A 14,037-nucleotide genomic window follows, 5' to 3' on the forward strand; every position below is an offset into this window, starting at 1 on the left:
TGTAAAAATATAATTTTTAAATATATTTTCTAATACCTTTATAAGGTTTTTTGCTATTAAACGACCTAAATAAATTTTATATAAGGTAGTTCTTTAAATTTCCTTTCTACTAGAGAAGATTTTTCAAGTAATGTTGCTGTAGCATCCCATTCTCCGGATAAAAACATTTTTCTTGAGCTCTCTTTGATCTCAAGATTGAAATTTAAATCTTTTGATTTTGCTAATGAATTTTTAAGATCAATTTCTAAAAGTAAAGATTGATTATTGCAATAGTTTTGTATTTCTTCTATGGATTTTTTAGGTAGCGTAAAACATGGAATTCCTATCGCAATACAGTTACTGTAAAAAATGTCGGCGAAACTCTCGCCTATGATTGCTTTTATACCCCATCTCATAAGCGCTTGGGGGGCATGTTCTCTGCTGGAACCACATCCAAAATTGCTATTAACAACTAGTATTGAGGCATTTTTGTTTTCCTCTAGATCAAAAGGATGCTTTCCTTTTAAAGTTTTTCTATCGTCCTCAAAAACAGATTCACCCAATGAATCAAAGTTAACACACTTCAAAAAACGCGCTGGAATTATTCGATCTGTATCAATATCATTTCCAATCAATGAGATACATTGCCCGTTAATATTTGAAATTTTTCCAATTGGCGGGATAAAGTCTGATTTCATCAGTTGATAAATTCCCTAACGTCACTGACTTTGCCATTAATTGCAGCAGCAGCAACCATTGCTGGACTCATGAGCAGTGTTCTTCCACTGGGAGATCCTTGCCGACCCTTGAAATTTCTATTACTAGAACTAGCACTAACTTGATTACCTATTAGCTTATCTGAATTCATTGCTAAACACATTGAGCAGCCAGGCTCTCTCCATTGAAATCCAGAATCCTTAAATATCTGATCAAGACCTTCTTGTTTTGCTTCAGTAGCTACTTTTTCTGAACCTGGAACTGCAAATGCTTTGACATTCTTGGATACTTTTTTGCCTTTTAATACTTTAGCTGCAACTCTTAAGTCACTGATTCTTCCATTTGTGCAACTACCTATGAAACAAACGTCTACAGGAGTATCTTTTATTAATTGTCCAGGCTTGAAACTCATATATTCATAAGCCTCTTCTGCAACTAATTTATCATTTGGGGATAATTCATCTAAAAGAGGGATTTGTTGATTAATGCTTATACTTTGGCCGGGAGTAATCCCCCAGGTTACAGTTGGTTCTACCTTAGAAGCATCTAATTTAATTACGTCATCATAAATTGAATTTTCATCGCTTTTTAATGATTCCCACCATCTAAGCGCTCTATCCCAATGCTCATTTTTTGGAGCATATAATTTATTTTTAATGTAACTAAAGGTCTTTTCGTCAGGGTTGATGTAGCCGCATCTTGCTCCTCCTTCAATAGACATATTGCATATCGTCATCCTTTCTTCCATTGATAATTCATCTATAGCAGGTCCTGCGAATTCATATGCAAAACCTACTCCTGCCTTTACACCAAGTTTATTAATTATATGAAGGACTAAATCCTTAGCATAAACACCCTTAGATAATTTATTGTCACACCAAATCTGCCTCACTTTCAATTTGTTCATGGCTAAGGTTTGGGTAGCAAGAACATCTCTTACTTGACTTGTACCTATACCAAAAGCAATTGACCCAAAAGCTCCATGAGTTGAAGTATGAGAATCTCCGCAAGCGATTGTCATTCCTGGCTGAGTTAAGCCTAATTCCGGTGCTACTACATGAACTATTCCTTGATTACCACTACCAATATTAAAAAATCTTATTTTATGTTCTAAGCAATTCTTCTCAAGTGTTTCAATCATCTGTTCAGCGAGATTATCTTTGAAAGGCCTGCTCTGATTATCTGTTGGTACAATATGATCAACAGTAGCAACAGTTCTGTCAGGGAATTTTACTTTTAATTTTTTGTCCTTTAAAGCACCAAATGCTTGAGGACTAGTCACTTCATGGATAAGATGAAGACCAATAAATATTTGATCAGATCCTCCAGGAAGACTTGAAACCTTATGTAAATCCCAAACTTTATCAAATAGGGTATCTTGACTCAATTTGTAAAAATAGTTACTTACTATTCGATAATAGGATTAATCGGAGGCTGTTCAAACACACATTTACACTTAGTCTTTGAATTTCTATTCGATTTCGTGTTGAGTTAAATAGTTTTTTTATATTAGTTATATGATTATTCGGTCCTGAAATTGAAATATAGACAAGTCCAACCGGTTTATCTTGACTCCCTCCTTTAGGACCAGCTATTCCACTAATTGCTATTGCCCAATCTGCTCCTAATTTCTCTTTTACATTAATTGCCATGGCCTCACAAACTTCTTCAGATACAGCTCCATATTTTGTAAGCTTTTCTTTAGAAATATTTAATAATGAATTTTTTAGTTCATTACTATAGGAAACAATACTACCTTGAAAAACTCGAGATGAGCCTGATATTGAGGTTAGTGATGATGATAGAAGGCCTCCGGTGCAGGATTCAGCAAAAACAATAGTTTCGTTCCTCTTGGTTAATTCTTTTATTAAAACGCTAGGAAGAGTATCGTTATCCTCTCCAAAAATAAATTTTGAAAAATCTTTTTTTAATTTTTCTTTAATAGGTTTAATTATATTTTTTGCTTCTAGGTTGTTCTTAGCTCGCGCGGTGATTCTGAGTTTAACCTCTCCTAAGTCTGCATATGGAGCAACGGTAGGGTTTTTAAGATTTAATAGATCATTAATTTTTTCAGCAACGCTTGATTCTCCAATACCCGCAAATTTAAGAGTATTTGAAAAAAAGGAATAATTATCTGAGAATTTGGTTTTAATGAAATCATACGCCGTCTCTTCCCACATAGTTTTCATTTCACTTGGTACTCCTGGGAAAGTAAGGATAGTAAAATCTTTTACTGGTTCCCAAATCATTCCTGGGGCAGTGCCCCTAGGGTTATTAATAATTTGAGCATTTTCTGGGAAGAAACATTGTTTCCTTAAGCTGGAGGAATCGTCCTTGAGCTTTGAGTATGAAAGTTTTTGTTTAATTTCATCCCATAAGAGGGGTCTTTCAAAAAGAGATACATTAAAAGATTTGGCTATTGCTTCAGTAGTTAAGTCATCTGGGGTGGGTCCCAAGCCACCAGTTGTAATTAGAAGATTACTTCTTTTCGATATTTCTTGAATTACTTTTATAATTCGATCACAATTATCACCGACAGTTGATTGCCTAAAGTGATTTAAGCCTAATTGAGATAACTGTTCAGAAATCCATTGAGCATTTGTATTGATAATATTTCCTAAGAGTAGCTCTGTTCCAATAGAAAGAATTTCAACTCCCTTGGAGTTAGGACTCATTTAATTGATGCTTCAAGTTTGCCTTCATAAAGAGGAAAACGATTACATAAGGTTAATACTCTTTCTTTACATTGATTTTCAATCAGTGAATCGTCTGGGTTAAGTAATCTATCAGCAATAATTTCGCCAACTTCAGCAAAAGCATCTTCATTAAAGCCTCTAGTAGTTAAAGCAGCAGTTCCCAACCTTAGCCCGCTGGTTACAAAAGGTGATTCAGGGTCAAATGGAACAGTATTTTTATTTGCAGTGATATTCACTTCACTTACAAGTAAGTCAGCAATCTTACCAGTCATATTGATGCTTCTTAAATCAAGTAAAACAATATGGTTATCAGTGCCTCCACTAACGATATTAATACCTCTATTTATTAAAGTTGAAGCTAGAACTTTTGCATTTTTTATTACTTGTTGGGAATAATTAACGAAATCTGGCTGCAAGGCTTCTCCAAATGCAACTGCTTTAGCGGCAATAATATGTTCTAAGGGACCACCCTGAGTTCCCGGGAAAACAGATTTATCAAATTTCTTTCCAAATTCTGCATCTTTACACAAGATAAGTCCCCCTCTAGGCCCTCTTAATGTTTTATGAGTAGTTGTGGTTACTACATCACAATATGGTATTGGATTTGGGTGAAGTTTACTTGCTACAAGACCGGCGATGTGTGCAATATCAGCCATTAAGAATGCACCAACTTCATCTGCAATATTTCTAAATGACTCAAAATCGATTGTTCTTGGATAAGCAGAATATCCACATATGATTAATTTTGGTTTTGTTTCAAGTGCTATCTCTCTTATTTCATCAAAATTTAATTCACTAGTTTCTTTATTTACACCATAGTGAACAGCATTGAACCATTTACCACTCATATTTACTGGAGACCCATGAGTTAGGTGTCCACCATGAGATAAATCCATCCCCATGATTGTGTCGCCAGGTTTAAGTAGACTTAGGAAAACAGCAGCATTTGCCTGCGCTCCACTATGGGGTTGAACATTAGCCCAATTTGCATCAAATAATTTTTTCGCTCTCTGAATAGCTAATTCTTCGATTTCATCAACAAATTCACATCCCCCGTAATATCTTTTTTGGGGTAATCCCTCGGCGTATTTATTTGTAAGTACGGAACCTTGAGCCTGCATAACGGCAATTGATGCGAAATTTTCGCTTGCGATTAACTCAAGATGAGTTTCCTGCCTATTTTTTTCAGAGTTAATAAAATTCGATATTACTGGATCACTTTCTTTAAGATTTTGAAGGATATTCATTGAATTTGATAAGTAATACTCATAATATAGACGATATTTTTTAGAAAAATATAAAAAGAATATTTCAGAATTTTAAACGCGCCTGGAGAGATTCGAACTCCCGACACCCTGATCCGTAGTCAGGTGCTCTAATCCACTGAGCTACAGGCGCATAATTATGTAATATCTCTGTTTCAGGGTCTCTTAGTCAACTAGATTTCGGGTAAAATGTCTATTATTAACAATCTAATTATTAATATGCCTATAAAGTGGTACGGAAATGGTGACTCAGAAGATCCTATCTATAAACATTTTTCTCGAATAGTAAATTTTGTTATTCACTGCATGATATTTACTGCGATTGTAAGTGGCACGTGGCTTTTAAAAGAGATTAAATATGAAATCAGCTATTTTAATAATTTTGCAATTGTCTGGTCAGTTCTTTTGGCCTCCCATTTACTTTTCGTAATTATAAAAAAACCTAAAGATACTTCAAAACAATCAACTTAAATTAATTTCTATTTATGGACTCTCAGATAAGTATAAGTGATCTAGAAAATGTTATTTCCGAAAAGGTTTTTATAAAAATAGAAAAGTGGAATTTGTATCTTGGAGACGCTGGACTAGCTAGGCATCTTGCTCTTGAATGTATAAGCAATAAAGATCAAGGCCCATTGGAGGCTGCAAAAATAAGTTTGAAAGCCATAAATGTAAAAGTAGGGGATGGTGTTAACAGTATTCCACTTGTTAATTTAATCACTACTTCACAAATTGTAGAATTAGAGGAGATTTTGGAAAGTTTTTTTTAAAAACTAAATTTCTTTTTTTGAAACTTTAAATTTATTTACTTTAAAGCATTTTGTAAGTAAAAAATAAACTGCAAAAAAAGTTAAAGATCCAAATATTAATAATAAAAATTGTCCTAGATTTGAATTGAAGTTATTTGCAGTTTTGAGAATAGCAAAAGAAAGTGTGCTTACTATAAATGCAGCAAATGACATAAGGATAATTTTCCTCAATAAATCCAAGTTAGGTAAATGGATATCTTCATTTCTCAGATTAAAAGAAAGCAAAATACAAACTATAAAGTTGACCATTACCGAAGATAAAATTATTCCTACAACTCCAAAATTATATGGTGAAAGATTTCCAAAATTTTCAATTGGGGCACCAATTAAAAACCAATCAAAAAAAATATTTAATATTATCCCTGCTAATGAACACTTAAAAGGGAAGTTTGTTTGTTCTATTGAATAGTAAGTTCTTACTAATAAATCTCTATAAAGATAAAAAGGTATGCCAACTGCATAAGCAATTAATATATTTTTTACTTTTAAAGCCGCTGCATAATCAAATGATCCTCTTTGAAAAACTAATTGTACTATTTGATTATTAAATGTTATAAAAAATCCGGTTAAAAAAATAGTTGTTAAAAAACAGTACTCTATTCCAGATATCAATTTTTTTTGGAGACCTCTAACGTCTTTATCACTTTTCAATTTTGAGAATTTTGGAAGTAATGGCAAAATCAAAGAGTTCGATAATATGCCTAAAGGTGCTTGTATGAGAAAGTTTCCGTAAGCTAGTCCAGATGCTGCTCCTTGAAAACTTGAAGCAAAAAACATATCGATGAAAACATTAATTTGACTTAGACCCGATGAGATAGATGCTGGAATGATTAGTTTGAAAATCCTCTTCTCTTCATCTTTAAATAATTTGAAGGTTGAATTTAATCTCAAGAGACCAATTTTATTTATTTCCAAAATTTGAACAACAAACTGAATAAAAGTTCCTGTCAAAGTTGCAAAAGCCAGTAATCCCGTATAATTAAGGAAATTAAAAGATATATTTTCTTGGTTAAAAATCCAACTAAATAAAATAAAAAAAATAGTAGTTACGCTTGTTATTGCTGGACTTATACTTGATAAAAAGAATTTTCTTTGAGAATTTAAGGCGCCAAAGCTTAAACCTATGAAGCCGGATAAAGGGATACATGGTGTAAGTATTTGTAATTGGTAAGTAGCAATAGATTTAGCTTGCGAACTTAAATTGGGGGCTAATAATTCAATTAATAAACTGGAATTTGAATAAATCAATATGGCTATGATGAATAATAATATTGAAAGCTTTATACTTACTTGAGTTAAAACAATTCCTCCATTTTTTTTGTTAAGTGGAGTTAGAACTGCAACGACTGCGTTATGTAAGGGACCATTAATTCCTCCAATTATTATTAGCAAAAAACCAGGAATTATGTAGGCGTAATTAAACGCGTCGTATGTTACCCCAACCCCAAAAGCAGCAGCTATGAATATTTGTCTTATACATCCAGCTAATTTACTAAGACTAGTACCAAATGAAATTGAAAAAACATTATTTTTTAGAAATGAATGCATTTGGATTTGTCTAAATCATCAAGATGTTTAAGTTTCAATTATATTTGATTTTTAACTAAAGACATATTTATGAATGATCGGATAATTGAATTTGATCCATTAATTGAAGGGGTTTTAATCAAGAGGTATAAAAGGTTTCTTGCAGATATTAAACTAGAGAGTGGAGAGGTAGTAACTGCTCACTGTGCTAACACAGGCCCAATGAAAGGTCTTTTGTGTGAGGGAGCAAAAGTAAGAATAAGTGTTTCCCCTTCTCCAAAAAGAAAATTACCTTTTACATGGGAACAGATATCTGTATTAGATGCAAAAAATGAAGAGGTTTGGGTGGGTATTAATACCCTATTTGCAAATAAGTTAATCAAAAGGGTTATTGAGAAAAATTTGCTGAAAGAAATAATAGGAGAAATAGAGACAATTAAATCAGAAATCCCTTATGGAAAAGATAAAAAAAGCAGAATTGACTTTTTTTTAACTCCAAAATCTTCAAATCCTGATAAACGTAACATTTACATAGAAGTAAAAAATACAACTTGGATTAAAGAAAATGTAGCTCTTTTCCCAGATACAGTAACGAAAAGAGGCCAAAAACACTTAATAGAATTAAAAGAACTGATTCCTGAAAGTAAAAGCGTTTTAGTACCTTGTATAACCAGAAAAGATGCAGAATTTTTTACTCCCGGAGATGAGGCAGATCCCTTATATGGCAGTCTTTTTAGAGAATCTTCTAGTGCAGGCATGATCACCATCCCTTGCTCGTTTGTATTTCATAAAGATCACGTAACATGGAATGGAATTAAACCTTTAAAATAATTTATAAACTTGATAATCTGAAATCTTAAAAAAATAATTTTCAAATTTAACAAATAATTTTTTATGGTGCAACTATAAAATTGGTATAAACAACTACTAGACACTGATAAGTTTTTTGAATAAATTTAAATTTGAAAGGAAACAGCACAAACTGTTTTTTTGCAGATCTAATTTTTTTTTATGACCACTGCTTTGCAAACGCCTCAAAGGCGCTCTAGGTCCAAATTACAAGATGCAAGTCTTGTGAATGGACCTATGCTCCTTTTGAGGAGTATTCGAGGATTTAGTTCAAACCGCTCTATGTTGTGGCTTGCAACTGTTCCCCTAGCTTTGTTTGGTTTAGGTATTTTTAATCTTTCAGCTCATGCAGCTGATTTACCTGAGTTGAATGCAGCTTTTCTTGCTAACAATTTATGGCTTTTGATCGCCACTATTTTGGTGATCTTCATGAACGCCGGTTTCGCTATGGTTGAGGCAGGTATGTGTCGTTCTAAGAACGCAGTAAACATCCTTGCTAAAAACCTCTTTGTATTTGCTCTAGCTGTAACTTCTTATTGGTTTATCGGCTATTCATTAATGTACGGAGGAAGTGTTGCTGACGGATGGCTTTATTTTGGAGGCTTATTCTTTGATCCAACAGTTACCGCTGATATGGTTACTGACGCTGGATTAGTCCCAACTGTTGATTTCTTGTTCCAGTCTGCATTCGCAGGAACTGCAGCAACTATCGTTTCCGGTCTTGTTGCTGAAAGAGTTAAATTTGGAGAATTTGTTGTTTTTGCTGTTGTATTAACTGCATTTATATATCCAATTGCTGGTAGCTGGAAATGGAATGGTGGTTGGCTTGATTCTTTAGGTTTTGTTGACTTCGCTGGTTCTTCAATTGTTCACTCAGTTGGAGCATGGGCGGGTCTTGTAGGAGCTATGCTTCTTGGACCAAGAATTGGCAAATACTCTGATGGGAAACCACAAGCTATGCCAGGACATAACATGGCTATAGCTACTCTAGGTGCATTAGTCCTATGGATAGGTTGGTATGGATTTAACCCCGGTTCTCAACTTGCTATGGATCAATGGGTTCCATATGTTGCTGTAACAACTACTTTGGCAGCAGCTGCTGGAGCTATTGGTGCAACTATTGTTTCAACATTAACTTCTGGTAAGCCTGATCTTACAATGATAATTAACGGAATCCTTGCGGGTTTGGTTAGTATCACTGCTGGTTGTGGTGATATGACTCTTGCTGGAGCCTGGTTCGCAGGACTAGTAGGAGGAATTATAGTTGTATTTTCTGTTGCAGCACTAGATGCCGCTGAGATTGATGATCCTGTAGGTGCATTCTCTGTTCACGGAGTTTGTGGTGTATGGGGTACTGTAGTTATCGGTCTCTGGGGTACAGCTGTACAGGGTGATGGAGCAGGTATGGGATTGTTCAATGGTGGAGGTATTACCCTTCTTCTAGTTCAAGCTCTTGGTGCCGCAGCTTACGCTATTTGGACACTAGTTACTTGCTGGATTGCTTGGTCTGTAATTGGAGGATTATTCGGAGGAATCCGAGTATCTGAAGAGGAAGAGACTCAAGGCTTAGATATAGGAGAGCATGGTATGGAAGCATATCCAGACTTTGCATCTGCCAAATAATCTAACTGAAAATTGATTTAAGAAACCTGACTTATGTCAGGTTTCTTTTTTTTACGAAAAATTATTTAAAACGTTGTAATATAGAAAGATGGATACTCAAGCTTTTAGAAGATCTCTTCATCATTCTGATAGATACAATAGAAGGGGTTTCGATTCTCCAACAAAAAGAGCTCAAGCATTAGAAGAAGCTTACCAAAGTGATTTGATAAGTTCTATTAGGGATAATGATTTTACTTATACTAAAGGCAGACTAAATATAAAGTTGGCCCAAGCCTTCGGTTTCTGTTGGGGAGTTGAAAGAGCTGTTGCAATGGCTTATGAAACTAGAAGACATTACCCAAATGAGAATATTTGGATAACAAACGAAATAATTCATAATCCCTCGGTTAATGATCATTTAAGAAAAATGAATGTAAAATTCATCTCAGCTAAAAATGGAATAAAAGATTTTTCTTTAGTTTCTAATGGGGATGTTGTTATACTCCCTGCTTTCGGAGCTACTGTTCAAGAAATGAAACTCTTGCATGAGAAAGGTTGTCATATCATTGATACAACTTGTCCATGGGTTTCTAAGGTTTGGCATACAGTTGAAAAACATAAAAAACATATTTTCACATCTATTATTCACGGAAAATTTAAACATGAAGAGACTCTCGCTACAAGTTCATTCGCAGGTAAATATTTAGTTGTACTTGATCTAGAAGAAGCGAACTACGTTTCTGAATATATTCTGGGGAAAGGTAATAGAAATGAGTTTATGAACAAATTTGCTAAAGCTTGTTCTAATGGATTTGATCCTGATAAAGATTTAGATAGAGTGGGAGTTGCAAATCAGACAACTATGCTTAAGAGCGAGACTGAGGAAATTGGAAAGGTTTTTGAAAGGACGATGTTAAAGAAATTTGGACCAGAAAACTTAAATAGTCACTTTTTAGCTTTTAATACTATTTGTGATGCAACTGAAGAAAGGCAAGATGCAATGTTCTCTCTGGTTGATGAAGACCTTGATATTTTAGTAGTTATTGGAGGCTTTAATTCTTCCAATACTACTCACCTACAAGAAATAGCAATTAATAAAAATATTTCTTCTTTTCACATTGATACTCCAGAGAGGATATCAGTTAAAGAAAACTCAATATTTCATAAACCACTAGGATCAGATTTAGAACTTAAAAATAATTTTCTACCTAGCGGAAAAATTAATGTTGGAATTACCTCAGGTGCATCCACTCCTGATAAGGTTGTTGCAGATGTTATTGAAAAGTTAATTGATATTGCTTCCTGAATTTGTTATTCATTTATAAATTTGCTTAGTTTTTTTAATTTATTAGTCAGATAATTCCAAAAGATCTACTTTATTAACTAGAATAATGAAAAATTAATGAAGTATGGAAGACAAAGCTCAAACTAATCAGGTTCAAACTGCAAGTATGAATAGAACTAAAGCGCCCCAAAAAGTTGAAGTTGTAGTTGCCAACTCATCTTCAGGGTCAGAAGTAAATATCCTTGGTGAACTATCTATTTTTGTTTTAAGAATAGGTTTTTGTGCTTTGATGATTCATCATGGCCTAGAAAAACTTCAGGATCCGCAGGGTTTTGCCGAGTTTGTAGTTGGTAAGTATTTCCCATTTTTGCCTGGTGATCCTGTTATTTGGACTTTTGGAGCAGCAATTACTCAACTGGTATGCCCAGTTGGATTGGCTTTAGGGATTTTTGCGAGACTTTCTTCTCTTGGTCTATTCTCCACCATGGCATTCGCAGTATATTTTCATCTCCTTGATACTGGACTGGAAGGTTTTCCTTTGGCAGTGGTTGAAGGTCATAATTATGCTTTCGAATTGTCTTTCATATATGGGGCTATTTCACTCTACTTTCTTTGTGCAGGTCCAGGAAGGCTATCTTTATTCAGAAAAACAAACAAGATTACATATTATCCAAAGTCAACATAATTTAATGTAAAAAATGCCTTTTTTGGGTAAATACCATAGAGATTCCTTTCGAATTACACATATCAATACTTTCTTTGTCTCTTAGACTTCCTCCAGGTTGAATAATGGCTTTTATTCCATATTCATTTGCTAGTTCTACAGTATCTGCAAATGGGAAAAACCCATCGCTGGCCAAGACAGCATCAGAACATAACCTTCCAGCTGCTTTTAGTGCAATTTTTGCTGCTCCTACTCTATTCATTTGTCCAGCTCCAATCCCTATAGTTTTTTGGTCTTTTGCAATAACAATGGCATTAGATTTGACGTGTTTACAAATTTTCCATGCAAAATTTAGATCTAAGTTAGTTTGATTACTCGGATTTTTATTAGTTACTGAAATCCAATTTTCAGTTTTTTCTTCATTATCGTCAGTATCTTGAACTAGTAATCCTCCCATTATTGATTTAGTAGAATTTTGATTCTTTTTTGGAAGTTGATCTTTTGAAAACTTTAAAATTCTTAAATTCTTTTTAACTTTTAAAATTTCTAAAGCTTCCTCATCAAAAGATGGAGCGACGACACACTCTAAGAAAATATCTTTGAGCTGAATTGCGGTCTCACTATCAACATTTGAATTAAAAGCAACTATTCCTCCAAATGCACTAACAGAGTCGCATTCCAAAGCATTCAAAAATGCTTTAGAAGCTGAATTACTTATAGAGGCACCACAAGGATTATTGTGTTTTAAAATAACAGAGGCATACATGTCGGTTGTCAGTGCATCTTTTTCTGAGTAGCCAAATTCTAAAACTGTTGAAAGTGCCGACTCTAGATCTAATAGATTGTTATAACTTAAGTCTTTTCCTTGTAATTGTTCTGCTGAGTTCCATCCAATGTTACTTAAACCATACCAGAAAGCTTTTTGATGTGGATTCTCCCCATATCTTAAGGTTTTGATTAGTGGATAAGATTCAATATATTTGGAAGCTTGTAAATCTCTTTTTTTTCTTATCCAATTAGATATTGCAGCGTCATAGTCTGCTGTATGTTGAAAAGCTTCAAGAGCTAATTTTGCTTTATATGAGTCTTTCAATTCACCTTTTTTACTTTCTTCAAGAAAATTTTGATACTGACTAGGATCTACTAAAACGGAGACATCTTTATGATTTTTAGCTGCAGAACGAATCATAGATGGCCCTCCGATATCAATATTTTCAATAGCAGCTTCCCATTTAGCTCCCTGATCTACAGTTTTTTTAAAAGGATATAAATTTACTACTACTAAGTCAATTAACTCAAGATTGTTAGCTTCTATATCTTTTTTATGTTCCTCATCAGTTCTTTTAGCTAATATTCCTCCGTGTATTTTTGGATGTAAAGTTTTAACTCTCCCTCCAAGAATTTCTGGAGAATTAGTAAAATCAGCAACTTTAATAACTGGAATTTTAGCCTCTATAAGATGTTTGGCAGTTCCTCCACTTGATAGAATTTTATAATTAAGTTGCTCTACCAATTTCTTACAAAATGGAATAATATTTTTTTTATCAGAGACACTTACTAAAGCTAATGGAGACATTATGGGAAAGTTTGCTTACTTAAGAATATAAACATGAAATATGCTATCAATCATGAATTTGTCTCGATTAGCTCTCAAACTGCAACTCATAGAATTATTTTGATGCATGGTTGGGGAGCTGATTCAGATGACCTTTTGACATTTGGAAAGGAGATGACTGAAAAAATAAATCTTGATTTTGAGTTAATTTCTTTGAGGGCTCCTGGATTACACCCAAGCGGTCAGGGAAGACAGTGGTATGGATTATACCCACATGATTGGAATGGAGCTGAGGTTGAAGTAAATAAACTTCTAGTTACATTAAAAAAATTTGATACTAATCAAATTCCACTAAAAAAAACAATTTTGTTGGGGTTCTCTCAGGGGGCGGCAATGGCAATTGATGCAGGATTCAAATTAAATTTTGGATTAATTGTTGCTTGTAGTGGTTATCCTCACCCCAACTGGGCCCCAGGAAAAAAATGCTCGCCATTTATTATTAGTCATGGTTTATTTGATGACGTCGTGCCTATAGATGCTTCTAGGACTATTTATGAAAAGGTAAAGATTAAATCTTCTAAATTTTGTGAATTATTAGAATTCGATGGATTTCATCAAATTGATTCAAATTTAATTAATTTTATAAGTTCAAATATAAGTAATATTTTTTAAACAAAAGCATATTCGTATTCTTCAATCTCTTCCCAATCATCTGCAGTAAGTTCTAGGCCTTCAAATATTTTTTCTTCACCAATTCCTTCAACTACAACTTTTAGTGATGGAAATAGAAAATGATTTTCTTCAGCATATTGCGCGCTAAATAACCCTTTTTCACCCCAAAAAAACCTATCGGTGGTATGTTCATTTCTTCTGACATTGAAGACTGAAGGTGCAGAGAGACCATTTTCAGCTATGAATCTTCTTGCTGCTGTAACTGGTTTATGTTTGCCAGTTTCGATATGATAAATAGGTACATGTGCCATTACTCTTTGGCCAGCCAATCTTCTTCTGCTGATTCTCTTTCTCTTTTTTGACATTGATTGGTACTCCTGAAATTATTAATGAGATTAGTCTTGTTTATTTTTACTA

The 14,037-nt window shown here is 33.9% G+C and carries 14 protein-coding genes and 1 tRNA gene; 7 read left to right on the plus strand and 8 right to left on the minus strand.

Annotation, left to right across the window (positions count from 1 at the left end):
- Positions 1-65 precede the first annotated feature (65 nt).
- The 5 genes from leuD to HA148_RS01360 all read right to left on the minus strand — a co-directional run bounded on the left by leuD (position 66) and on the right by HA148_RS01360 (position 4,790).
- Positions 66-677, minus strand: coding sequence for a 3-isopropylmalate dehydratase small subunit (leuD, locus tag HA148_RS01340; protein ID WP_209129546.1), 612 nt, complete (start codon positions 675-677; stop codon positions 66-68).
- Positions 677-2,083 carry a 3-isopropylmalate dehydratase large subunit gene (leuC, locus tag HA148_RS01345; RefSeq protein ID WP_209129548.1) on the minus strand — a complete coding sequence of 469 codons (1,407 nt, stop codon included), beginning with the start codon at positions 2,081-2,083 and terminating at the stop codon, positions 677-679. The genes leuD and leuC overlap by 1 nt, the downstream gene beginning before the upstream one ends.
- A gap of 13 nt (positions 2,084-2,096) precedes the next feature.
- On the minus strand, positions 2,097-3,371 hold the full coding sequence (locus HA148_RS01350) for a competence/damage-inducible protein A (protein ID WP_209129550.1): 1,275 nt from the start codon (positions 3,369-3,371) through the stop codon (positions 2,097-2,099).
- The gene (glyA, locus tag HA148_RS01355) at positions 3,368-4,639 is read right to left on the minus strand and encodes a serine hydroxymethyltransferase (protein WP_209129552.1); all 1,272 of its coding nucleotides are present in this window, start codon (positions 4,637-4,639) and stop codon (positions 3,368-3,370) included. Before glyA ends, HA148_RS01350 begins: the two co-directional genes overlap by 4 nt.
- A gap of 77 nt (positions 4,640-4,716) precedes the next feature.
- Positions 4,717-4,790 (minus strand) — tRNA-Arg (locus tag HA148_RS01360).
- 86 nt (positions 4,791-4,876) lie between these two features.
- Here HA148_RS01360 and HA148_RS01365 point away from each other — a divergent pair.
- Positions 4,877-5,128: a hypothetical protein gene (locus HA148_RS01365; RefSeq protein WP_025913276.1), complete on the plus strand. Its 252-nt coding sequence runs from the start codon at positions 4,877-4,879 to the stop codon at positions 5,126-5,128.
- A 14-nt stretch (positions 5,129-5,142) separates the two neighbouring features.
- Positions 5,143-5,427 (plus strand): DUF3181 family protein, encoded by a 285-nt coding sequence (locus tag HA148_RS01370; RefSeq protein ID WP_209129555.1) that lies wholly within the window; start codon positions 5,143-5,145, stop codon positions 5,425-5,427.
- A 3-nt stretch (positions 5,428-5,430) separates the two neighbouring features.
- Here HA148_RS01370 and murJ read toward each other — a convergent pair whose 3' ends face one another.
- A complete protein-coding gene (gene murJ / locus HA148_RS01375; protein WP_209129557.1) occupies positions 5,431-7,014 on the minus strand; it encodes a murein biosynthesis integral membrane protein MurJ in 1,584 nt (527 codons plus the stop codon).
- Positions 7,015-7,083: 69 nt separating this feature from the next.
- Here murJ and sfsA point away from each other — a divergent pair, with 69 nt between their 5' ends.
- The 4 genes from sfsA (at position 7,084) to HA148_RS01395 (ending at position 11,414) form a co-directional block, all read left to right on the plus strand.
- On the plus strand, positions 7,084-7,824 hold the full coding sequence (gene sfsA, locus HA148_RS01380) for a DNA/RNA nuclease SfsA (protein WP_209129559.1): 741 nt from the start codon (positions 7,084-7,086) through the stop codon (positions 7,822-7,824).
- 180 nt (positions 7,825-8,004) lie between these two features.
- Entirely contained in the window at positions 8,005-9,465 is a 1,461-nt protein-coding gene (locus HA148_RS01385; RefSeq protein WP_011862304.1) for an ammonium transporter, read from the plus strand.
- Between the two features lie 88 nt (positions 9,466-9,553).
- Positions 9,554-10,750 carry a 4-hydroxy-3-methylbut-2-enyl diphosphate reductase gene (locus HA148_RS01390; protein ID WP_209129561.1) on the plus strand — a complete coding sequence of 399 codons (1,197 nt, stop codon included), beginning with the start codon at positions 9,554-9,556 and terminating at the stop codon, positions 10,748-10,750.
- A gap of 103 nt (positions 10,751-10,853) precedes the next feature.
- Positions 10,854-11,414, plus strand: a complete 561-nt coding sequence (locus HA148_RS01395) for a DoxX family protein (RefSeq protein WP_025893950.1) — start codon at positions 10,854-10,856, stop codon at positions 11,412-11,414.
- Position 11,415: 1 nt separating this feature from the next.
- Here HA148_RS01395 and purH read toward each other — a convergent pair whose 3' ends face one another.
- A complete protein-coding gene (gene purH / locus HA148_RS01400) occupies positions 11,416-12,969 on the minus strand; it encodes a bifunctional phosphoribosylaminoimidazolecarboxamide formyltransferase/IMP cyclohydrolase (protein WP_209129563.1) in 1,554 nt (517 codons plus the stop codon).
- Positions 12,970-13,002: 33 nt separating this feature from the next.
- Here purH and HA148_RS01405 point away from each other — a divergent pair, with 33 nt between their 5' ends.
- The gene (locus tag HA148_RS01405) at positions 13,003-13,620 is read left to right on the plus strand and encodes an alpha/beta hydrolase (RefSeq protein ID WP_209129565.1); all 618 of its coding nucleotides are present in this window, start codon (positions 13,003-13,005) and stop codon (positions 13,618-13,620) included.
- On the opposite strand, the gene HA148_RS01410 is transcribed toward HA148_RS01405, so the two are convergent.
- Positions 13,617-13,985 (minus strand): DUF3155 domain-containing protein, encoded by a 369-nt coding sequence (locus HA148_RS01410; protein WP_011817760.1) that lies wholly within the window; start codon positions 13,983-13,985, stop codon positions 13,617-13,619. The genes HA148_RS01405 and HA148_RS01410 overlap by 4 nt on opposite strands.
- Between the last annotated feature and the right edge of the window lie 52 nt (positions 13,986-14,037).

This window comes from Prochlorococcus marinus XMU1405 (genome assembly GCF_017696275.1).
In the GTDB taxonomy this organism is placed as follows: domain Bacteria; phylum Cyanobacteriota; class Cyanobacteriia; order PCC-6307; family Cyanobiaceae; genus Prochlorococcus_A; species Prochlorococcus_A marinus_AB.